The 22,892-nt window shown below is 74.3% G+C and carries 7 protein-coding genes (1 of these 7 cut by a window edge); all 7 read left to right on the forward strand.

The features are described 5' to 3' along the window. Positions 1-6,352, forward strand: the 3' portion of a protein-coding gene (locus OG802_RS22430; RefSeq protein WP_329413060.1) for a non-ribosomal peptide synthase/polyketide synthase. Its footprint begins 15,980 nt before the window's first position; only the last 6,352 of its 22,332 coding nucleotides appear in the window; the start codon falls outside the window, past its left edge; it ends in the stop codon at positions 6,350-6,352. Beyond that, on the forward strand, positions 6,352-16,389 hold the full coding sequence (locus OG802_RS22435; protein ID WP_329413062.1) for a non-ribosomal peptide synthetase: 10,038 nt from the start codon (positions 6,352-6,354) through the stop codon (positions 16,387-16,389). Before OG802_RS22430 ends, OG802_RS22435 begins: the two co-directional genes overlap by 1 nt. A 61-nt stretch (positions 16,390-16,450) precedes the next feature. Further along, entirely contained in the window at positions 16,451-17,239 is a 789-nt protein-coding gene (locus OG802_RS22440) for a thioesterase II family protein (RefSeq protein WP_329413063.1), read from the forward strand. Then, the gene (locus OG802_RS22445) at positions 17,236-20,871 is read left to right on the forward strand and encodes an SDR family NAD(P)-dependent oxidoreductase (RefSeq protein WP_329413064.1); all 3,636 of its coding nucleotides are present in this window, start codon (positions 17,236-17,238) and stop codon (positions 20,869-20,871) included. Before OG802_RS22440 ends, OG802_RS22445 begins: the two co-directional genes overlap by 4 nt. After that, positions 20,868-21,080, forward strand: a complete 213-nt coding sequence (locus tag OG802_RS22450; protein WP_329413066.1) for an MbtH family protein — start codon at positions 20,868-20,870, stop codon at positions 21,078-21,080. The genes OG802_RS22445 and OG802_RS22450 overlap by 4 nt, the downstream gene beginning before the upstream one ends. A 4-nt stretch (positions 21,081-21,084) precedes the next feature. Further along, on the forward strand, positions 21,085-22,017 hold the full coding sequence (locus tag OG802_RS22455; protein ID WP_329413067.1) for an ATP-binding cassette domain-containing protein: 933 nt from the start codon (positions 21,085-21,087) through the stop codon (positions 22,015-22,017). After that, complete coding sequence (locus OG802_RS22460) at positions 22,014-22,841, forward strand: ABC transporter permease (RefSeq protein ID WP_329413069.1); 828 nt, start codon at positions 22,014-22,016, stop codon at positions 22,839-22,841. Before OG802_RS22455 ends, OG802_RS22460 begins: the two co-directional genes overlap by 4 nt. Positions 22,842-22,892 lie beyond the last annotated feature (51 nt).

A 22,892-nucleotide genomic window follows, 5' to 3' on the forward strand; every position in this document is an offset into this window, starting at 1 on the left:
CGCCTCGGACCTGTTCGACGAGGCGAGCGCCGAGGACCTGGGCAGGCGGTTCGTCCGCGTGCTCGAGACCCTGGTGTCGGCTCCGGACGAGCCGGTCGGCGCGGTGGACGTCCTGGGTGCGGACGAGCGGCGGCGGGTGCTGGCGGAGTGGAACGACACGGCGGTGGCCGGCGCCGGCGAGGCGTCCGTGGTGGAGCGGTTCGAGGCGCAGGCGGCGGCGACGCCCGATGCGACGGCGCTCACCTTCGCCGAACTCACCTTGTCCTACGGCGAGTTGAACGCCCGCGCGAACCGGATGGCGCGCTTCCTCGTGGAACGGGGCGCGGGTCCGGAGACGTACGTGGCCGTGGTGCTTCCGCGGTCGGCGGAGCTGGTGGTCTCGCTGCTGGCGGTCCTGAAGTCGGGCGCGGCCTACGTCCCGGTGGACCCGGAGTTCCCCGAGGACCGCATCGCCCACGTCCTCGACGACTCCCGTCCGGTGCTGACGCTGACCGGGGAGGTCCTGGCGGGCTTCGGCGCGGGCGACGCGTACGACGACGGTGACCTGGGCGTTCCCGGCAGTCCCGGCCGGGCCGCCTACGCGATCTACACCTCCGGCTCCACCGGCCGGCCCAAGGGCGTCGTGATCCCCCACGGCGCGCTGGCCAACTTCCTCGGCTCCATGCAGGACCGTTTCCGGCTCTGCGCCGACGACCGGCTGGTCGCGGTCACGACCGTCGGCTTCGACATCGCCGGCCTCGAGCTGTACCTGCCGCTCCTGAACGGCGCGGGCCTGGTCCTCGCCGACCGGGAGACGGTCAAGGATCCCTCGGCCCTGGGCGCCCTGCTGCACACGTCGGGTGCGACCGTGATGCAGGCGACGCCGAGCCTGTGGCACGCGCTGACCGACGCCGGGGTGGACCTGTCCGGCCTGCGGGTGCTGGTGGGCGGCGAGGCGCTGCCGTCGGATCTGGCGGTGACGCTGGCCGCGTCCGCCCGCTCGGTGACGAACCTCTACGGCCCGACCGAGACCACGATCTGGTCCACGGCCGCGGTCGTGACGGCCTCGGACCGGGTGACGATCGGCCGTCCGATCGCCAACACGCGGGTGTACGTGCTGGACGCGGCGCTGCGCCCGGTGGCCCCGGGGGTGCCCGGTGAGCTGTACATCGCCGGTGAAGGCCTGGCCCGCGGCTATCTCGGCCGTCCGTCGCTGACGGCGGAGCGGTTCCTCGCCGATCCGTTCGGCCCCGCGGGCGGGCGCATGTACCGCACGGGCGACCTCGTGCGGTGGACCGCCGGCGGCGCCGTGGAGTACATCGGCCGCACCGACTTCCAGGTGAAGCTGCGCGGTTTCCGCATCGAGCCGGGCGAGGTGGAGTCGGCCCTGAACGCCGTGGCGGGCGTGGCGGGGGCGACGGCGGTGGTGCGCGAGGACCGTCCGGGCGACCGGCGTCTGGTCGCCTACTACGTCGGCGACGCGGACCCGGCGGCCGTGCGGGCGCAGGTCGCCGCCGGACTGCCGGACTACATGGTCCCGGCCGCCCTGGTGGTCCTGGACGAGATCCCGCTGACGCCCAACGGCAAGGTCGACCGGGCGGCCCTTCCCGCGCCGCGGTGGTCCACGACCACCGGTGGCGGACGCCGGCCCGCCGACGGCCGCGAGGAACTCCTCTGCCGGATCTTCGCCGACGTCCTCGACCTGCCCGCAGCCGGTCCCGACGACGACTTCTTCGACCTCGGCGGGCACTCGCTGCTCGCCACCCGCCTCGTGAGCCGGATCCGCTCCGCCTTCGGGCGCGAGATCGGTATCCGTGCGGTGTTCGAGTCGCCGACGCCGGCGGGTCTGGCGTCGCGTCTGGTGGGTGCGGACGCGGCGCGGGGGGCGTTGGTGGCGGGTGAGCGTCCGGCTCGGGTGCCGTTGTCGGCGGCGCAGCGCCGGTTGTGGTTCCTGCACGAGTTGGAGGGGCCGTCGGCGACGTACAACGTGCCGTTGGTGCTGCGGCTCGAGGGTGAGCTGGATGTGGCGGCGCTGGAGTCGGCGCTGGGTGATGTGGTGGGCCGGCACGAGAGTCTGCGGACGGTGTTCGCGGATGTGGACGGTGTGCCGTATCAGCGGGTGCTGCCGGTGGCGGACGCGGGTGTGGTGCTCGAGGTGGCGGAGGTCGGCGGTGCGGGTCTTGCTGCTGCTGTGGATGCCGCGGCGGGGTATGCGTTCGATCTGTCGGCGGAGTTGCCGTTGCGGGTGACGTTGTTGCGGGTGGGTGAGCGGTCGTCGGTGCTGGTGGTGCTGATGCATCACATCGTGAGTGACGGCTGGTCGTTGGGTCCGCTGGCGGATGATCTGTCGGCGGCGTATGCGGCGCGGTTGGGTGGCGTGGCGCCGGGGTGGGCGGCGTTGCCGGTGCAGTACGCGGATTACGCGTTGTGGCAGGCGAAGGCGCTGGGTGAGGAGGGTGATCCGGCGAGCACGGCGGGCCGGCAGATCGACTACTGGCGCACCGCACTCGCCGGGGCGCCCGAGCTGATCGAGCTTCCCCTCGACCGGCCGCGCCCGCAGACTCCGTCCTACCGCGGCGGGGTGGCCCGCTTCGAGACGGGCGCCGCGTTGCACGGGCGTCTGCTGGCGGTGGCCCGTGAGTGCGGGGTGACGCCGTTCATGGTGGTGCAGGCCGCGGTGGCGGTGCTGCTGTCGCGGATGGGCGCGGGGACGGACGTGCCGCTGGGCACGGTCGTGGCGGGCCGGTCCGACCAGGCCCTGGACGGTCTGATCGGGTTCTTCGTGAACACGCTGGTGCTGCGCACCGACGTGTCGGGCGATCCGTCGGTGCGTGAGCTGCTGGCCCGGGTGCGTGAGACGGACCTGGCCGCCTACGCGCACCAGGACGTGCCGTTCGAGCGTCTGGTCGAGGTCGTCAGCCCGCAGCGCTCGCTCGCCCACCACCCGCTGTTCCAGGTGATGGTGGTCTTCGACAACAACGCCGACGCCGCCTTCGACCTCCCCGGTCTCGACGCCGCCTTCGAGGGGGCCGACCTCGGCGTGGCCAAGTTCGACCTGACCTTCCACCTGGAGGAGACGCCCGACGGGCTCCACGGAGAGGTCCAGTACGCCTCGGACCTGTTCGACGAGGCAAGCGCGCACGGTCTGGGCGAGCGGCTCGTCCGGGTCCTGGAGGGGCTGCTCGCGGAGGTGGACGGCCGGGTCTCGGCGGTCGACGTGCTGTCGGCCGGTGAGCGCGGCCGGGTGCTGGAGGAGTGGGCGGGCCCCGCGCCCCTCGACCGGGTGAGCGACGGCCGGTCGTTCCCCGAGCTGTTCGCGGCCCGGGTGGCGGCGGACCCCTCCGCGCCCGCCCTGGCCTTCGAGGGCGCCGGGTTGACGTACGGCGAGCTGGCGGCGCGGGTCGACGCGTTCGCCGGACGCCTCGCCTCGTGCGGGGTGGGGCCGGAGACCGTGGTGGCCGTGGCGCTGCCGCGCTCCGTGGACCTGGTGGTGTCGCTGCTGGCGGTGCTGCGGGCCGGCGGCGCGTACGTGCCGGTGGACCCGGACTACCCCGCGGACCGGGTGGCGTACATGCTCGCGGATTCCCGGCCGGCACTGCTGGTCAGCGACAGCGCGACGCTGCCGGGGCTCGGTGAGCGCCGGATGCCGGTGCTGCTCGTGGACCGGCCCGCCGACGAACGCGAGCCGTCCGCGGTCCCGCGGGTGGAGCTGCGGGCGGACCACCCGGCCTACGTCATCTACACGTCGGGTTCGACGGGCCGGCCCAAGGGCGTGGTCGTGCCGCACGGCGGCATCGCCTCCCTGGCCCGTGCCCAGCAGGACGCGTTCGGGGTGGGACCGGGCAGCCGGGTCCTACAGTTCGCGGCGCTCAGCTTCGACGCGGCGGCCTGGGAGATCGTGATGGGCCTGCTGTCGGGAGCGACCCTGGTGCTCGCCCCGGCGGAGCGGCTGATGCCGGGACCTGATCTGGCCGCGCTCTGCGCCGAGCAGGCCGTGACGCACGTGACCCTGCCGCCGACGGCGCTGGCGGTGCTCGCGGACGACGCGCTGCCGGCCGGCGCGACGGTCGTCGTGGCGGGCGAGGCGTGCCCGCCGGAGCTGGTGGCCCGCTGGTCCGCGGGCCGCCGCATGATCAACGCCTACGGTCCGACCGAGACGACCGTGTGCGCCACCATGAGCGCGCCGCTGTCCGGCGGGATCGTGCCGCCGATCGGCCGCCCCATCACGGGGACCCGGGTGTACGTGCTGGACGCGGCCATGCGTCCGGTGGCTCCCGGCGTGACCGGCGAGCTGTACGTCGCGGGCGCCGGTCTGGCCCGCGGCTATCTCGGCCGTCCGTCGCTGACGGCGGAGCGGTTCCTCGCCGATCCGTTCGGCCCCGCGGGCGGGCGCATGTACCGCACGGGCGACCTCGTGCGGTGGACCGCCGGCGGTGAGCTGGAGTACCAGGGCCGGGCCGACACGCAGGTCAAGCTGCGCGGTTTCCGTATCGAGCCGGGGGAGGTGGAGTCGGCCCTGAACGCCGTGGCGGGCGTGGCGGGGGCGACGGCGGTGGTGCGCGAGGACCGTCCGGGCGACCGGCGTCTGGTCGCCTACTACGTCGGCGACGCGGACCCGGCCGCCGTGCGGGCGCAGGTCGCCGCCGGACTGCCGGACTACATGGTCCCGGCCGCCCTGGTGGTCCTGGACGAGATCCCGCTGACCCCCAACGGCAAGGTCGACCGGGCGGCCCTTCCCGCGCCGCGGTGGTCCACGACCACCGGTGGCGGACGCCGGCCCGCCGACGGCCGCGAGGAACTCCTCTGCCGGATCTTCGCCGACGTCCTCGACCTGCCCGACGTCGGCCCCGACGACAGCTTCTTCGACCTCGGGGGCGACAGCATCATGTCGATCCGGGTGGTCAGCCGCGCCCGCGCGGGCGGGCTGCTGGTCTCGGCCCGCGACGTCTTCAGGGAGCGCACGCCCGCCCTCCTGGCCCGGGCGGCCACGGCGGTGCCGGCCACGACGGAGGACCGGGACGCCGGAACGGGCGTCTTCGCGCCCACACCGATCATGCGGTGGCTGGAGCAGTACGAGGACACCGACGGCTTCAACCAGTCGATGACCGTGCGCGTCCCGGCGGGCCTCGACGAGCGGGCACTGGTCCGGGCCGCCCAGGCCCTGGTCGACCACCACGACGTCCTGCGCCTGCGCCACCGCCCGGACGGCGCCTACGAGGTGCGCGAACGCGGCGCCGTCCCGGTGTCGGTCGTACGCGTCGACCACGGTGACGGCGACGCCGCGGAGACGGCCCGCCGGGAACTGTCCCCGGCGGCCGGCGAGGTCGCGCGGTTCTGCTGGTTCGACGCCGGACCCGACGCCCCGGGCACACTGCTGATCGTCCTGCACCACCTGGTCGTGGACGCGGTGTCGTGGCAGATCCTGCTGCCCGACCTCGCCGCCGCCTACGAGGCGGCCGCGGCCGGCCGGGCTCCCGAGCCGGCCCCCGTCGCCACCTCGTACCGGACCTGGGCCGGGCATCTTCAGGCGGCGGACCGGCGGGCCGAGCTGCCGGTGTGGCAGGAGATCGCCGCGACCGCGGAGCCGCTCCTCGGCGCCCGCCTGCTCGACCCGGCGGTCGACACCGCCGCCACCGCCCGGGAGATCGAGCTGACCCTGGCGCCGGACGTCACCGAGGCGCTGCTCACCAGGATCCCGGCGAGCGTCAACGGCAACGTCACCGACGCCCTGCTGTGCGGGCTGGCGACGGCGGTCGTGGAAGAACGCGGCGCCGGACCGGTCCTGGTCGACCTCGAGGGGCACGGACGCGAACACGTCGCCGACGGGGTGGACGTCTCCCGGACGGTCGGCTGGTTCACCAGCCTCTACCCCGTCCGGCTCGACCCGGAGGGCCGCACGCCGATCGACCGGCTCAAGCAGGTCAAGGAGCAGATGCGCGCGTTCCCGGACAACGGCGTCGGCTACGGCGTCCTGCGCCATCTCAGGGGCGAGCCTGGACTGGCCGTCGCGCCGCAGATCGGCTTCAACTACCTGGGCCGGTACACCGACGGCGACGAACCGGCCGACTGGGAGACCGTCGACGGGCCGACGCCCGCGCCGCGGTCGCCCGGGATGCCGATGACGCACGCGGTCGAGATCACCGCGGTCACCGAGAACCGCGAGGGCCGTCCGCACCTCGTCGCCACCTGGACCTGGGCGTCCGCGGTGATGTCCGAGCCCGGCATACGGCGGCTCGCCCACGCGTGGTTCGACGCGCTCACCGCCCTCGCGGACGAGCGGCCGGCCGCGGTCGGCCTGACGCCGTCCGACCTGAGCGACGACCTGACACAGAGCGAGATCGACAGCCTCGAGGCTGAACTGGGGGATTGGTAATGAAGCGCTCGCGCCTCGAAGACGTACTGCCGCTGACACCGTTGCAGGCGGGACTGCACTTCCACTCCCTCTATGACGACGAGGCCGTGGACGTCTACAACACCCAGCTCGTGCTGGCGCTGTCCGGCGAGGTGGACGGGGACCTGCTGCGCCGCAGCGCCGAGGCCGTCCTGCGCCGGCACGCCAACCTCAGGGCGGGGTTCCGGCTGCGGGCGGACGGCCGGCCGATGCAGATCATCCCCCGCGACGTGAAGCCCGGCTGGTCCGAGCCGGTCCTGCGGCCCGGGGAACTGGACGCGTTCCTGACGGCCGAACGGGCCACCCGGTTCGACCTCGCCCGGCCGCCGCTGATCCGGTTCAGCCTGGTCCGCCTCGGGCCGCGCGAGCACCGGCTCGTGGTGACCAACCATCACATCCTGCTCGACGGCTGGTCGGCTCCCCTGCTGGTCGACGAGCTGTTCGCGGTCTACGAGGCGCAGGGCAGCACCGACGGGCTGCCCCCGGTCACCCCCTACCGCGACTACCTGGGCTGGCTCGCCCGGCAGGACGCGGAGGCGGGCGCAAGGGCCTGGCGGACGGCTCTCGCCGGCCTCGACGGGCCGACCACGGTGGCGCCGGGCGCGCCCGCGGGCAAGGCACTGCCGGAGCGGATCGCCGCCGAGCTGGCGCCGGCCGCCACGGCCCGCCTGGTCCGGATGGCGGCCGACCGCGGCCTGACCGTGAACAGCCTGGTGCAGGGCGCCTGGGCGATGGTGCTCGGTCAGCTCACCGGCCGCGACGACGTCGTCTTCGGCGCCACGGTCTCCGGCCGCCCGGCCGATCTGCCCGGCGTCGAGGCCATGATCGGCTCCTTCATCAACACGCTCCCGGTACGCGTCGGGCTGGACCCCGCCGCGACGTTCGCCGAGGTCGTCGGCGACCTCCAGCGCCGCCAGGGCGACCTGCTCGACCACCATCACGTCAGCCTCGCCGAGATCCAGCGGGCGGCGGGTCTGGGGGAGCTGTTCGACTCCCTTCTCGTCTTCGAGAACTACCCCTACGACGACGCGAAGGAGAGCCCGGCGGGGAAGCTGGAGATCGCCGACATCGACGGCGGCGGCGCGACCCACTACCCGCTCAGCCTCATCACCGGCATCGCCGGAGACCGTCTCGTCGTCCGGCTCGACGTCCGTCCCGAGCAGTTCGACCGGGCGCAGGGCGCCGCCATCGCCGCCCGGTTCCTCCAGGTCCTCGAAACCGTCGCCGCCGACCCCGACCTGCTCGTCGGCCGTATCGACGTGACCCTGCCCGCCGAGCGGGAACAGGTCGTCGAGGCGTGGAACGCCACCGATCTCGAACTGCCCGCCGCGGTCCTGCCCGAGCTGCTCGACGCCCAGGCGGCCCGCACCCCCGACCGGGTCGCCCTGGTCCTGGAGGGCGAGGAGGTCACGTACGCGGACCTGCACGCCCGGGCCGACCGGCTGGCCCGCCACCTCGTCGGCCGGGGCGCGGGTCCGGGCGGACTCGTGGCCCTCGCCCTGCCCCGCTCGGTGGAGCTGCTCGTCGGGCTGCTCGCGATCGTGAAGACGGGCGCGGCCTACCTGCCGGTGGACGTCGGCTATCCCGCCGACCGCATCGCCCACATGCTCGCCGACGCCGCCCCGATCTGTGTGCTGGACAGCGCCTGCCTGGCGGCCACGGACACGGCGGGCCACGCGGACGGTCCGCTCACCGACGCCGACCGGCTCCGCCCGCTGCACCCCTCCGACCCCGCGTACGTCATGTACACCTCCGGATCGACGGGCCGCCCCAAGGGCGTCGTCATCCCGCACGCGGCCGTCGTGAACCGGCTCGACGGCATGCAGCGCGCCTACCCCCTGGCCGCCGACGACCGGGTGCTCCAGAAGACCGCCACCAGCTTCGACGTCTCGGTCTGGGAGTTCTTCTGGCCGCTGCTCCAGGGCGCCACGATGGTGATGGCCAGGCCGGACGGGCACCGCGACCCCGAGTACCTCGCCGAGCTGATCCGCGCCGAACGCGTGACGACCGTCCACTTCATCCCCGCCATGCTGTCGGCCTTCGTGCAGACCCCGCAGGCCGCCGGCTGCACCAGCCTGCGCCGCGTGTTCTGCGGCGGCGAGGCCCTCCCCGCGGACCTGCACCGCGACTTCCGCGACCTGCTCGACGTCCCGCTGCACCACCTGTACGGCCCGACCGAGGCCACCGTCGACGTCACGGCGTGGGACGCCGGCCGCGAGCCGGGCCCGGGCAACGCGCCCATCGGCTTCCCCGTGTGGAACACCCGCGTCTACGTGCTCGACCGGGCGCTGCGCCCGGTTCCGCCCGGCGTGCAGGGAGAGCTCTACCTCGCGGGCGTCCAGCTCGCGCACGGCTACCTGAACCGGCCGGGCCTCAGCGCGGAGCGGTTCGTGGCCGACCCGTTCGGCCCGGCGGGCTCGCGGATGTACCGCTCCGGCGACCTGGGGCGGTGGAACCCCGACGGTTCCCTCCAGTTCGCCGGCCGCGCCGACCGCCAGGTCAAGGTGCGCGGCGTCCGGATCGAACTCGACGAGATCCGGGCCACGGCGGCCGAACTGCCCGAGGTGGGCCAGGCCGTCGTGACCGTGTCCGGCGAGCGTCTCGTCGCGTACGTCGTCCCCCGCGGGGACCACGGGGGCGGCGACGACCTGATCCGCACGGTCCGCGAGCACCTCGCCGCCCGGCTGCCCGAGACGCTCGTACCCGGTGCGGTCGTCCTCCTGGACGCCCTGCCGCTGACCCCCAGCGGCAAGCTCGACACGGACGCGCTGCCCGCCCCCGAGTTCGAGGCCGCCCCCGCGACGCGCACCGCGGCGACGCCGCAGCAGGAGATCCTCTGCGGCCTGTTCGCCGAGGTGCTCGGCCTCCGGCAGGTCGGCGTCGACGACGACTTCTTCGCACTCGGCGGGCACTCGCTGCTCGCCACCCGGCTGGTCAGCCGCATCCGCTCCACGTTCGCCGTCGAGCTGCCGATCCGCGCGCTGTTCGAGGCGCCGACCCCGGCCGGGACGGCCGCCCGTCTCGACACCGCGGCCACCGTCCGTCCGCCGGTCCTCGCGGGCGTGCGGCCCGAGCGCCCGCCGCTGTCGTACGCGCAGCGGCGCCTGTGGTTCCTGTACCGGATGGAGGGGCCCGCCGCCACCTACAACCTGCCGATCGCGCTGCGCCTGACGGGCCCGCTGGACCGGTCCGCGCTGCGGGCGGCGATCACCGACGTCGTGGAACGGCACGAGGCCCTGCGGACGGTCTTCCCGGACTTCGCGGGCACGCCCTACCAGCAGGTCCTGCCGGCCGGGGCCGGGCTGAGGGTGGAACGCTTCTCCCCGGAGGCGTTCGACGCGGCGGTCGGGCACGCCTTCCGTCTCGAAAGCGAGGTCCCGCTGCGCGTGACGCTCTTCGAGTCCGGCGCCGAGGAGCACACGCTGCTGCTGCTCATGCACCACATCGCCGGCGACGGCTGGTCCGCGGCCCCTCTCGCGACCGACCTCGCCACCGCCTACGCGGCCCGCTGCTCCGGTGAGAGCCCCGCCTGGCCGGCCCTGCGCGTGCAGTACGCGGACTTCGCTCTGTGGCAGCACGAACTCCTCGCGGGCGAGGAGGATCCCGACAGTTTGATGGCCCGTCAGCTCGACTACTGGCGGACGGCGCTGGCCGGCGCTCCCGAACTGCTCGAACTGCCCACCGACCGCCCGCGGCCCGCGGTCGCCGGGAACGGCGGCGCCGTCGTGGAGCTGACCGTGCCCGCCGACGTCCACGCGTCGCTCGCGGCCCTGGCGAGAACCCACCAGGCGAGCCTGTTCATGGTCGTCCAGGCCGGCATCGCGACCCTGCTGACCCGGATGGGAGCGGGCACCGACATCACCCTGGGCACGGCGATCGCCGGCCGCACGGACGAGGCGCTGGACGACCTCGTCGGCTTCTTCGTCAACACCCTGGTGCTGCGCACCGACGTCTCCGGCGACCCGTCCTTCGCCGAGCTGCTGCGGCGCGTGCGTACCGCCGACCTGGCCGCGTACTCCCACCAGGACGTGCCGTTCGAGCGGCTGGTCGAGGTGCTCAACCCGGCCAGGTCGCTCGCCCACCACCCGTTGTTCCAGGTGATGCTGACGTTCGCCAACACCGCCGGCGGCGACTTCGGCATGGCGGGCCTCGACGTGGTCCGCGAGCACGTCGGCGCGGACACCGCCAAGATCGACCTCTCCTTCTTCCTCGCCGAGGAGCACGCCGAGGACGGACGCCCCGACGGTCTCCACGGCGCGATCCAGTACGCGACGGACCTCTTCGAGGCCGAGACCGTGCAGGCGATGGCCGACCGTCTGGTCCGCCTGCTCACGGCGGCCGCGGCCGACTCCGGCCGCCCGGTCGGCGACCTGCCGGTCCTGTCGGCGCGGGAACGCGACAGCGTGCTGGCCGGCTGGAACGGCCCCGTGCGCGACGTGCCCCGGACGACCGTGCCGGAGCTGTTCGCCGCGCAGGCGGCCCGCACCCCCGCGGCCGTCGCCGTGGTGTGCGGGGACGACCGCGTCACCTACGCCGAACTGGCCGCCCGCGTCGACCGCCTCGCCCGGCGCCTGGTCGCACGGGGCGCCGGCCCGGAGACCTTCGTGGCGATCGCCCTGCCGAAGTCCGTCGACCTGGTGGTGGCGGTGCTCGCCGTCTTCCGGGCCGGGGCGGCCTACCTGCCGCTGGACCCGGAGCACCCGGCCGACCGGCTCGCCTTCGTGCTCGACGACGTCGACCCGCTGCTGGTGCTGACCACCGCGTCCACCGAGCTTCCCGGCACGCGCCCGCGCCTCCACCTGGACGCGGACGCGGGCGCGGACGCGTCCCCGGACGCGGTCGGCGACGTCGCGCGGACGGCACCGCTGCCGGCGTTCGCGCCGGACGGCGCCGCCGCGTACGTCATCTTCACCTCCGGTTCCACCGGCAGGCCCAAGGGCGTCGTGGTCGAGCACCGCTCGCTGAACTCGTACCTGGCCTGGGCCCGCGACGCCTACGACTCCGTCGAGCGCGGTGCGCTCGTGCACTCGCCGATCTCCTTCGACCTCACCGTGACCGGCGTCTTCGCGCCCCTGACCACGGGCGGCGCCGTCGACCTCGTGGACCTGAACGGGGACGCCCCGGACACCCGCCCCGCCTTCGTCAAGGCCACGCCGAGCCACCTGTCGTTGCTGCTGAACCTGCCGGACGCGTTCTCCCCGTCCGAACAACTCGTGCTCGGCGGCGAGTCGTTGATGGGCGAACTGCTCGACGAGTGGCGCCGCCGCCACCCCGGCGTGACCGTGGTCAACGAGTACGGGCCCACGGAGACGACCGTGGGATGCACCGAGTTCCGCATCGCCCCCGGCGACGCCGTCCCCGGCGGTGTCATCACCATCGGCCGGCCGGTCTGGAACACCCGGATGTACGTGCTCGACGAGAGGCTGCGGCCGCTGCCCGTCGGAGTGACGGGCGAGCTGTACATCGCGGGCGACCTGGTCACCCGCGGCTACCTCAACCGGCTCGGCCTCACCGCGGTCAGGTTCGTCGCCGACCTGTACGGGCCTCCCGGCTCCCGCATGTACCGCTCGGGCGACCTCGGCCGGTGGAACCGGCACGGCCGACTGGAGTTCGTCGCCCGCGTCGACCACCAGGTCAAGCTGCGGGGCTTCCGGATCGAGCTGGGCGAGGTCGAGTCGGCCGTCGGCACGCACCCGGACGTGTCGCACGCCGCCGTCCTGCTGCGCGAGGACCGGCCGGGCGACAAGCGCCTCGTCGCGTACGTGACGCCCGCCGGGCTGGACCTGGCGGCCGTGCGGGCGTACGCCGCAGACCGGCTCCCCGAGTACATGGCGCCGTCCGCCTACGTGGCGCTGGACCGGCTGCCCTTCACCGCCAACGGAAAACTGGACCGCGACGCGCTGCCCGAGCCCGACGCGACGGCCGCCTCCGCCCAGGGCCCGCGGGACGCCCGCGAGGAAGCCCTCTGCACGATCTTCGCCGAGAGCCTCGGCGTGCCCTCGGTCGGCGTCGACGACGTCTTCTTCGACCTCGGCGGACACTCGCTGCTCGCCGCCCGGGTCGTCGCCCGCGTCCGCGACGAACTCGGCGTCGACGTCGGCATCCGGACCCTCTTCGAGGCGCCCACCGTCGCCGCCTTCGCCGCGCGGATCGCCGCGTCGCGGCCGGACGCCGGACCGTCCCGCCCCGCGCTCGCGCCGCGCCCGCGGCCCGAGCGGGTGCCGTTGTCGGCCGCCCAGCGGCGTCTGTGGTTCCTGTACCGCTTCGAGGGCCCCTCGCCCACGTACAACGTCCCGCTGGCGCTGCGGCTCACCGGCACGATCGACCGGCCCGCGCTGCGGGCCGCCCTGTCCGACGTGGTGGGACGTCACGAGAGCCTGCGCACCGTCTTCGGCGACGAGTCGGGCGCCCCGTACCAGCGGACCGTGACCGCGCAACCCGTCCTGGAGGAAGAGGCAGGCGACGACATCGCCGCCGCCGCCGCGTACGCGTTCCGGCTCGACTCCGAACTTCCCGTCCGCTGCCGGCTCTTCTCCCGGAGCGACGACGAACACGTCCTGCTCGTGCTCGTCCACCACATCGCCACCGACGGCTGGTCGACGGGACTTCTGCTGCGCGACCTGGCCACCGCGTACGGGGCCCGCCGCGCCGGGCGGCCCCCGCGGTGGACCCCGCTCCCGGTGCAGTACGCGGACTTCGCCCTCTGGCAGCAGGAGGTCCTCGGCGACGAGAGCGACCCGGACAGCGTGGTGGCACGCCAGACCGCCTTCTGGCGCGACACCCTCGCGGGCGCGCCCGGCCTGCTGGACCTGCCCCTCGACCGACCCCGGCCGGCCGTCCTCGGCCACCGCGGCGGCTCGGTGCCGCTGACCATCGGCCCCGGCCTGTACCGCGCCGTCGCCGACCTCGCCCGCCGCCGGCACGCCAGCGTGTTCATGGTGGTGCAGGCCGCCCTCGCCGCCGTGCTCGCCCGGTACGGCGCCGGCACGGACATCCCGCTCGGCTGCGCGGTCGCCGGACGCGACGAGGAGGCCGCCCGCGAACTGGTCGGCTTCTTCGTCAACACCCTCGTGCTGCGCACCGACGTCTCCGGCAGCCCCAGCCTGCACGAACTCCTCGACCGGGTGCGCGAGACCGACCTGGCCGCGTTCGCCCACCAGGACGTGCCGTTCGAGCGGCTCGTCGAAGCGCTCGACCCGGTCCGCTCGCCGGCCCATCACCCCCTGTTCCAGGTGATGCTCACCCTGGAGAACCTCGACGTCGCGGAGCCGGAACTGCCCGGCCTGGTCGTGCACGGGGAGCAGGTCGACACGGAAACCGCCAAGGTCGACCTGGCGTTCGTCCTGGAGGAGGACGAGACCTCCGGGCTGAACGGCATCGTGCGCTACGCCACCGACCTGTTCGACCCGGAGACCGCCCGCGCTCTGGCCGACTCCCTGGTGCGGCTGCTCACCGCGGCCGTGGCCGAACCGGACACGCCGCTGGACCGGATGGACGTCCTCGGTCCGGAGCTGGGCCGGCGGGTCCTCCAGGAGTGGAACGACACCGCCCGCGACGTCCCCGCGCTCACCTGGCCGGAGCTCTTCGCGCGGCAGGCGGCCCGCACCCCGGACCACCCGGCCGTCCAGTACGGAGCCGAGACGCTCAGCTACGCCGAGCTGGACCTGCGCGCCAACCGGCTCGCCCACCTGCTGCGCGAGCGGGGCGCGGGACCGGGGCAGATCGTCGCGCTGCGGCTGCCCCGTTCGGCCGACCTCGTCGTCGCCGTGCTGGCGACGCTGAAGGCCGGAGCCGCGTACCTGCCCGTCGACCCGGCCTACCCGGCCGAGCGGATCGCGTTCATGCTCGACGACGCCCGGCCGGTGTGCGAGCTGACGCCCGCCTCCTTCCCGGTCCCGGACGGGCTCCCCGGCACGGAACCGGCCGTCGCCCGGCACCTCGACGACGCCGCGTACGTCATCTACACCTCCGGATCGACGGGCCGCCCCAAGGGCGTCGTGGTGGCGCACCGCGGCATCGCCGGCCTGGCCGCCAACCAGGCCGAGCGCTACGAGGCCGGGCCCGGCAACCGCGTCGCACAGCTGATCTCCCCGAGCTTCGACGCGAGCGTCTCCGAGCTGTGCCTCGCCCTGCTCACCGGCTCCTGCCTCGTGATCCCCCCGGGCGTCCTGGCCGGCGACGAACTCGCCGCGTTCCTCGCCGACCGGCGCATCACCCAGGCGCACCTCACCCCGGCCGTGCTGTCCGGCCTGCCGCGGATCGCGCTGCCCGACCTGCGGGTCATCGTCACCGGCGGCGACGTGCCCGCGGCGGACGTGGCCGCGCACTGGTCGCGGGGCCGCAGGCTCGTCAACGCGTACGGCCCGACCGAGGCGACCGTCGACGTCGCGTCCTGGGTGTACGACGCTCCCGGCCGGCAGCCGGTCCCGATCGGCCGGCCCATCGCCAACGCCGGCGTGTACGTGCTCGACCGGTACCTGCGGCCCGTCCCGCCCGGCGTGGCGGGAGAGCTGTACACGACCGGTCCCGGCCTGGCCCGCGGATACCTCGACCGTCCCGCTCTGACCGCCGGGAGGTTCGTCGCGGACCCGTTCGCACCCGGCGGCCGGATGTACCGCACCGGCGACCTCGTCCGCTGGGACCGCACCGGCCGGCTGGTGTTCGCCGGCCGGGCCGACACCCAGGTGAAGCTGCGCGGCCTGCGCATCGAACTGGGGGAGATCGAGTCCGCGCTCGCCGAGCAGCCCGGCGTCACCCACGCCGCCGCGGCCGTCCACGCCGACCGGCTCGTCGGCTACGCCGTCCCGGCCCCCGGAGTCCGGCTGGACCCCGGGGAACTGCGCGGCCGGCTCGCCGCGCTGCTGCCGGCCCACATGGTGCCCGGCGTGGTCGTGGTGCTCGAGAGCCTGCCGCTGAACCCCAGCAACAAGCTCGACCGCAAGGCCCTGCCCGTACCGCGGGTGAGCGCGGCGACGACCGGGCGCGATCCGCGCAGCCTGCGCGAGGAACTGCTCTGCGGCCTCTTCGCGGAAGCCCTCGCCCTGCCCCGGGTCGGCGTCGACGCGAACTTCTTCGAACTGGGCGGCCACTCGCTGCTCGCGATGGGTCTCGCCACCCGGATCAGCACCGCGCTCGACGTCGTGACGGACGTCCGGACGCTCTTCGAGGCGCCCACCCCGGCCCTGCTCGCCGCGCGGCTCGACACCGCCGACGACACCGGCCCCATGGCGGTGCTGCGCCGGGCCGGCGACCGCCCCTCCCTGTTCTGCGCCCCGCCGGCCCTCGGCCTGAGCTGGTGCTACGCGGGCCTGCTGCGCGGACTGCCCGAGGACGTCGGCCTGTACGGCCTCCAGGCACGGGGACTCGACGGCCCCGGACCGCTGCCGGACTCGCTGGCCGCATGGGCGCTCGACGCCGTCGAGCACCTACGCGCCGTGCAGCCGCAGGGCCCCTACCACCTGCTGGGGTACTCGACCGGCGGCAACATCGCGCACGCCGTCGCCACCGCCCTCCAGGAGCAGGGCGAGCAGGTGGCCCTGCTGGCCGTCATGGACTCCCGGCCCGGCGACCCCGCCCAGGAGGGCCCGGTGGAGGAGCAGCGGCCGCTCACCGCCCGGGACGTGCTCGCCGTCCTGAGCGACGACGCGGGCGGCGACCCCGACGACCGGGGCGACGAGGCGGAACAGCGGGCCCGGGCGCGGGGCCTGGTCGGGGAGATCCTCGGCGGCGCGGCCGACGAGCGGCTCTTCGACGTCATGATCAACACGATCATGGTGGTCACGGCACACCGGCCCGCCGCGTACAAGGGCGAGGTCGCCCTGTTCACCTCGGGCGGCGAGGAGAGGGCCGCGGACCTGGCCGCCGCCTGGGCCCCCTACGTGGACGGGGAGCTGAAGGTCACCCCGTTCCCGTGCGGGCACGACGATCTGCTGGAGCCGGCCCTGCTGCGCGACGTGGCCGCACGTATCGCCGGGTCCTTCGAATGTGCCCCGGAAATGGCCGTAATAGAGGACCGATAAGGCGGCTCAATACCGTGTGACGCAATTCCTGTTGTCCCGCATATTTCGAGGCGGCCCGGTCATGCCTGACAGGCTCATAGCAGAAACTCCACTCGTCCGCCGCGCCCGGCGGTCGAACCGGAGGGTCCGTCTGTTCTGCCTCCCGCACGCGGGAGCGGGGGCGAGCGCTTTCGCCGCATGGCCGGGCCTTTTCCCGCCCGAGGTGGAAATCGTGGCCGTGCAGCTGCCCGGCCGCGAGGACCGCGTCGGCGAACCGCATCCCGCGTCCGCCGACGCCGCCGTCCGCATGGTCGCCGTGGCGCTGCGCCCCTACCTCCAGGGCCCGTACGCGTTCTTCGGCCACAGCGGCGGCGCGCTGCTGGCGTTCGAACTGGCCAGGGCGCTGCGCAGACGCGGCACCCAGCCCGGACACCTGTTCCTGTCCGGCCAGTCCGCCCCGGGGCACGACGTCGCCGCACCGCAGCTGCACCGGCTGTCCGACGACGACTTCGGCGCCGCCCTGCGGAGCCTGGACGGCACCTCGGACACCGTGTCCGGCGACCCCGAGCTGATGAAGCTGCTGCTGCCGACGCTGCGCGCCGACTTCACCCTCTGGGAGAACCACCGGCACCGCCCCGACCAGCCGCTCTCCGTGCCGATCACCGCACTCGGCGGGGACACGGACCCGCGCGCCCCCGTCAGCGGCCTCCACGCGTGGCGCGAGCAGACCACCGGGGCGTTCTCCGTCGAGGTCTTCCCCGGCGGCCACTTCTATCTCAACGACTCCGAGGCGGAACTCGCCGCGATCGTCGGCGGCACGCTGCTGGGCCGCCGGCCCGCGCACGCCGGTCAAGGAGGACCGAACCGATGACCATGCCCGGACCCGACGCCGTGGCCCTGCTGCGCGCGGCGGCCGAATCCGTCACAGGGGTGGAGGAGGCCGCGCCCCTGCTGCGCAGGGAGGCCCGGCTCGGCCGGACGCGCCCCGCTGCGCCCCGCACCGCGGACGCGCCGCCCGCTCCGGCGCGGCCGCCGGCCGTCGCGTACGGCGGCGACCTGCCGGCCGACCCCGCCTTCCCCACCACGTTGCAGGAGGCGCTCCGGCTCGCCGCCGAACTCACCCCCGACCAGGGCATCGTCTACCTGACGGGTGACGACGAGCACGTCCAGAGCTACTCCCGGCTGCTCGCCGACGCACAGCGGCTGCTCACCGGCCTGCGCTCCACGGGCATCGCCCCCGGCGAGTCCGTGCTGTTCCAGTTCGGCGACAACCGCGCCTTCCTCACCGCGTTCTGGGCGTGCGTCCTGGGCGGGTACCTGCCCACCCCGGTCGGCGCCGCACCCGGCTACGACCGCGAGAACGCCGGCACGACCAGGCTGCGCAACGCCTGGCAGCTGCTGGACCGGCCGCTCGTCCTCACCGACGCCTCCCTCGCCCCGGCGGTGGCCAGGCTGCCCGCCCTGTGGGGCGTGGACGACCTGCGGGTGGCCGTCGTCGAGGAGCTGAGCGACGGCCCGCAGAGCACGGACTGGTTCCCGGCGACCCCCGACAGCCCGGTCGTGCACCTGCTCACCTCCGGCAGCACCGGCGTGCCGAAGGTGGTCCGGCACGCCAGCCGCAGCATCCTGGCCCGCACCCGCGCCGTCGCGGCGGTGAACGGATTCGACGCCGACGAGGTCGGGCTGAACTGGATGCCGCTCGACCACGTCGGCGGCATCGTCATGTGGAGCGTGCGGGACGTGGTGCTGCGCTGCCGGCACGTCAACGCGACCATCGACGCCTTCCTCGCCGACCCGCTGCGCTGGCTCGACTGGATCGACCGGTACGGCGTGACCAACACCTGGGCCCCCAACTTCGCCTTCGCCCTCGTCAACGAACGCGCCGCCGCGATGACCGGCCGGTCCTGGGACCTGTCCACGCTGCGGCACCTCCTCAACGGCGGAGAGGCCGTCGTCAGCCGCACCGCGGACCGGTTCATCGAGCTGCTCACGGCGCACGGGATGCCGGCCGACGCGATGCGCCCGTCCTGGGGGATGTCGGAGACCAGCTCGGGCGTGACGCACTCGACGCTGCGCGCCGGCGATCCGGACGCGGGCCGGCTGCGGGTGGACAAGAGCTCGCTCGGCGGGGCCCTGCGCTGGTCGGCCGGCCCCGACGCCGTCACGTTCACGGAGGTCGGCCCGCCGGTCCCGGGCGTGCGGCTGCGCATCGTCGACGCGGACGACGCCGTGCTGCCCGAGGACCACGTGGGACGGCTCCAGATCACGGGGCCGACGATCATGGAGGGCTACTACCGCAACCCGGAGGCGAACGCCGAGGCGTTCACCGCCGACGGCTGGTTCAGCACCGGCGACCTCGCGTTCCTGCACGAGGGCCGGCTCACCATCACCGGCCGGGACAAGGACCTCATCATCGTCCAGGGCGCCAACATCCTGAGCTACGACGTGGAGTCCATCGCGGAGCAGGTGGAGGGCACCGAGGTCACCTTCGTCGCCGCCTGCGGCTGGTCCGGCGCGGGCGACAGCACCGACAGACTGGTGATCTTCTTCGTCCCGGCGCACGGCGACCGGACCTCGGTCCACGACACCATCGCCGCCATCAAGGCACGGGTGGCCGAGACCCTGGGCCTCCAGCCCGACCTGGTCATCCCGGTCGAGCGGGACGACTTCCCCAAGACCGGCAGCGGCAAGATCCAGCGGGCCCGGCTCCTCGCCGACCTCGACGAAGGCAAGTACGCCGCATGGTGCGACGAGCCGGACAGCCCCTGGTACTTCGAGCGGACCTGGATCGACCTCCCCGCCGAACGCGGCGCCCTGCCCCCCGGCCCGTGGCTGGTCTCCGAGGCCCTGCGGGACGAGCTGGCCGCCGTGCCCGGCGTCCCCGAGCTGGTCGTCCGCCCGGCCGGCGGCGCCCGCCCGGCCGGGCCCGCCGGCGCCGTCGTCCACCTGGCCCAGGGCCCCGACGCCGAGGGCGTGACCCTCGACGTGCTCCGGCTGCTCCAGGACCTGTCCGCGCACGATCCCGCGCCCCCGCTCCTGGTGGTCACGAGCGGCGGTCTGTGGACGGCCGCGGGCGACACCCTCGACCTCGCCGCCGCGGGCCTGCCCGGTCTGCTGCGGACGGCGGCCGCGGAACGGCTGCTGCCGTCCGTCCGGCAACTCGACGTGGCCGACCCCGGCGACCGGGCCGCCGCGATCGTCACGGAACTCGCCTGCCACGACGGCGCCGACCTCGTGGCCCACCGCGGCACGCGACGCCTGGCGCCCCGGCTGCGGCCGATGGCCCTCGGCGAACCGGGGCGGGAGGCGTTCGTCACCGGCGGCCGCTATCTCGTCACCGGCGGCCTCGGCGGCGTCGCCCATCCGGTCGCGGAATACCTCCTGGCCGCCCACGGCGCGAAACTGCTGCTGGTCGGACGCGGCCCGGCCGACCGGGGCGAGCGCGCCGAACGCCTCGACGACCTGGGAGCCCTGGGCGACGTCGTGTACCGCGCGCTCGACGTGGCCGACCCGGCCGCGTTGCGGGCCGCGGTGCGCGAGGCGGAGGCACGCTGGGGGGCGCCGCTCGACGGGGTGCTGCACCTGGCCGGCGCCGACGTCTCCGGCCAGTGGGCGCGACTGGAACGCCACCAGGTCGCCCGCGAGTCGCCCCAGGCCTTCCGCGACGCCTACCGCGCGAAGGTGACCGGCACCCTGGCCCTCGCCGCACTGCTGGAGGACCGCCCCCACACGCCCCTGGTGCTCTTCTCGTCGGTCAACGGCGAGTTCGGCGGAAGCTCCTTCGCGGCGTACTCGTCGGCCAACAGCTTCCTGCACGGATTCGCCGACCACTGGGGCCGCGAACGCGGCCGGCCGGTGCACTGCCTGGCCTGGAGCACCTGGAGCGGCCTCGGCATGAACCGGGCCGCGCCCGAGGGCGCCGCAGAGGCCCGCGGCTTCCGCGCCCTCGACCCCGACGAGGGCCTCGCCTCGCTGCTCGCCGTCCTGGGCCAGGACCGGGCCACCGTGCTGATCGGGCTCGACGGCCGCAACGAGCACATCGCGCGCGTCCTCGCCCCCGACAGCCTGCACATCGCGGAGGCGATCGTCGTGTACACCGGGCCGGCCTCCGAGGCCGACGTCCGGGCGGCCGTGGCGCCGGTGGCGAGGGAACTCGACCACCCCCTGCGCTGTCTGCGCGTGGAGAGGCTGCCCGCCGACCAGGACACGCTGCTCGCCGTCGCGGTCGCGGCGCTGGAACGGGGCGGACGGCGGTTCGTGCCGCCGGCCACCGAGCTGGAACGGGACCTGGCCGCCCTCTGGAGCGACGTCCTCGGCAGCGACGTGGGCCGCGACGACCGCTTCTTCGACCTCGGCGGCAGCTCCCTGCGCGCCGCCCAGCTCGTGAACCGCATCAACACCGCGCTGACCGCCCGGCTGTCGGTGCACCAGCTCTACGAACACCCCACCGTCGGCTCCCTCGCCGCGGTGCTTTCCCCGCAAACGCAAGGAGAACGAGGATGACCAATCCGTTCGAGGACCCGGAGGGCACCTACGTGGTGCTCGTCAACGACGAGGGCCAGCACTCCCTGTGGCCCACGTTCGTCGACGTGCCCGCCGGCTGGCAGACCGCCCACCCGGCCGACACCCGCGACGCCTGCCTCGCCTACATCGAGACCCACTGGACCGACATGCGTCCGCGGAGCCTCGCCGCCGCGATGGACGCGCAGTAGATCCATGACCCTTGCCATCGAGGTCGAGGGCCTGGTGAAGCGCTTCGGCGCGCACCGGGCCCTCGACGGAGTCGACCTCGCGGTGCCGGCCGGCCAGATCCTGGGCCTCCTCGGCCCGAACGGGGCGGGGAAGACCACGACGGTGCGCGTCCTGGCCACCCTGCTGCGACCCGACGCCGGACAGGCCCGGATCTTCGGTCACGACGTGGCGAAGGAGCCCCACCAGGTCCGCCGCTGCATCGCCCTGACAGGGCAGTTCGCCTCCGTCGACGACAACATCTCCGGCCGGGAGAACCTGTATCTCATCGGCCGCCTCCTGGGCATGTCCGCCCGGCGGGCCCGCGCGGAGGCGAACGCGATGCTGGAGCGGTTCCGGCTCGCCGAAGCGGCCGGCAAGCCCGCGCGCCAGTTCTCCGGAGGAATGCGCCGGCGTCTCGATCTCGCCGCGTCGCTCATGGGCGAGCCGAGGCTCATCTGCCTCGACGAGCCGACCACCGGCCTGGACCCGCACAGCCGCAACGAGCTGTGGGCCATGGTGAAGGAACGCGCCCGGGCCGGCGCGACCCTCCTGCTCACCACCCAGTACATGGAGGAGGCCGAGGCGCTCGCCGACTCGGTGGTCGTCGTGGACAAGGGACGGGTGATCGCCGCCGACACGGCCGCGGGACTCCGGGCCCGGGTGGGCGGCCGGACCCTGGAGATACGGCCCGCGCACCCCCGGGACCTGGCTGCCCTCGCCGGGAGCCTGGCGCTGGAGGGGCTGGACGGCCGGATCGACCAGGAGGCCTGCCTGGTGCGGCTGCCGCTCGTGGAACCGGACGAACTGACCCGCGCGGTGCGGGCCGTCACCGCCTCGGGGGTGGCGGTGCAGGCCGTGGACACCCAGGTCGCCAGCCTCGACGAGGCCTTCATCGAACTGACCAGGAGCGCCGCGTGACCCCGACCACCGACATCGCGCCGACCGTCGGGACGCCCCCGCTCGCCGGCTCCGCCCGGAACGGGCCGCGGGACGTCGTCAGGCAGTCGCTCGCCCTCGCCAGGCGCAACATGCTCCAGCTGCGCGGCGACCCCGGACAGCTCCTCGACGCCGTGGTCATGCCGATGATCTTCACCCTGATCTTCCTGTACGTCTTCGGCGGCGCCATCTGGGGGGACCGTCCCGGCGACTACCGGCAGTTCCTCCTGCCGGGCATCATGGTGCAGACGCTGATGTTCGCGTCCCGTTCGACCGGCTATCTGCTCGCCGTCGACTTCGACAACGGCGTGATGGACCGGTTCCGGTCCCTGCCCATCGCCCGGTCGGCCGTCCTGACCGGCCGGATCGTGGCGGACATGAGCCGGCTCCTGCTGGGCCAGGTCGTCATGCTCCTGTTCGCGCTCGCCATCGGCTTCCGCGTGGAGACCGACTTCCTGTCCGCCGTGGCCGCGGTGCTGCTCACGCTGCTGTACGGCACCGCGCTGGCCTGGGTGTCGGCCTTCATCGGCCTGACGATCCGCAGCCCCAACACCGTGCAGTCGGTGGGGTTCATCTGGATGATCCCGCTCCAGTTCGGCAGTTCCATGCTGGTGCCGACCAGCACCATGCCGGGCTGGCTCCAGGTCTTCACCGAGGCCAACCCCACGACCCTGGTGACGGACGCGTGCCGCAACCTGCTCGCCGGGGGGCCGGTCGCCCGCCCTGTCCTGGGCACCGTGCTGTGGAGCGTCGGCCTCATGTGCTTCGCGGTTCCCGCGGCGATATCCCGCTATCGACGCCGCTGAAATGTGATCGATAACAGTCGGGAAACCCCCACCCCTACGTTCTTCTCATTC

Source organism: Streptomyces sp. NBC_00704 (assembly GCF_036226605.1).
Lineage (GTDB): Bacteria > Actinomycetota > Actinomycetes > Streptomycetales > Streptomycetaceae > Streptomyces.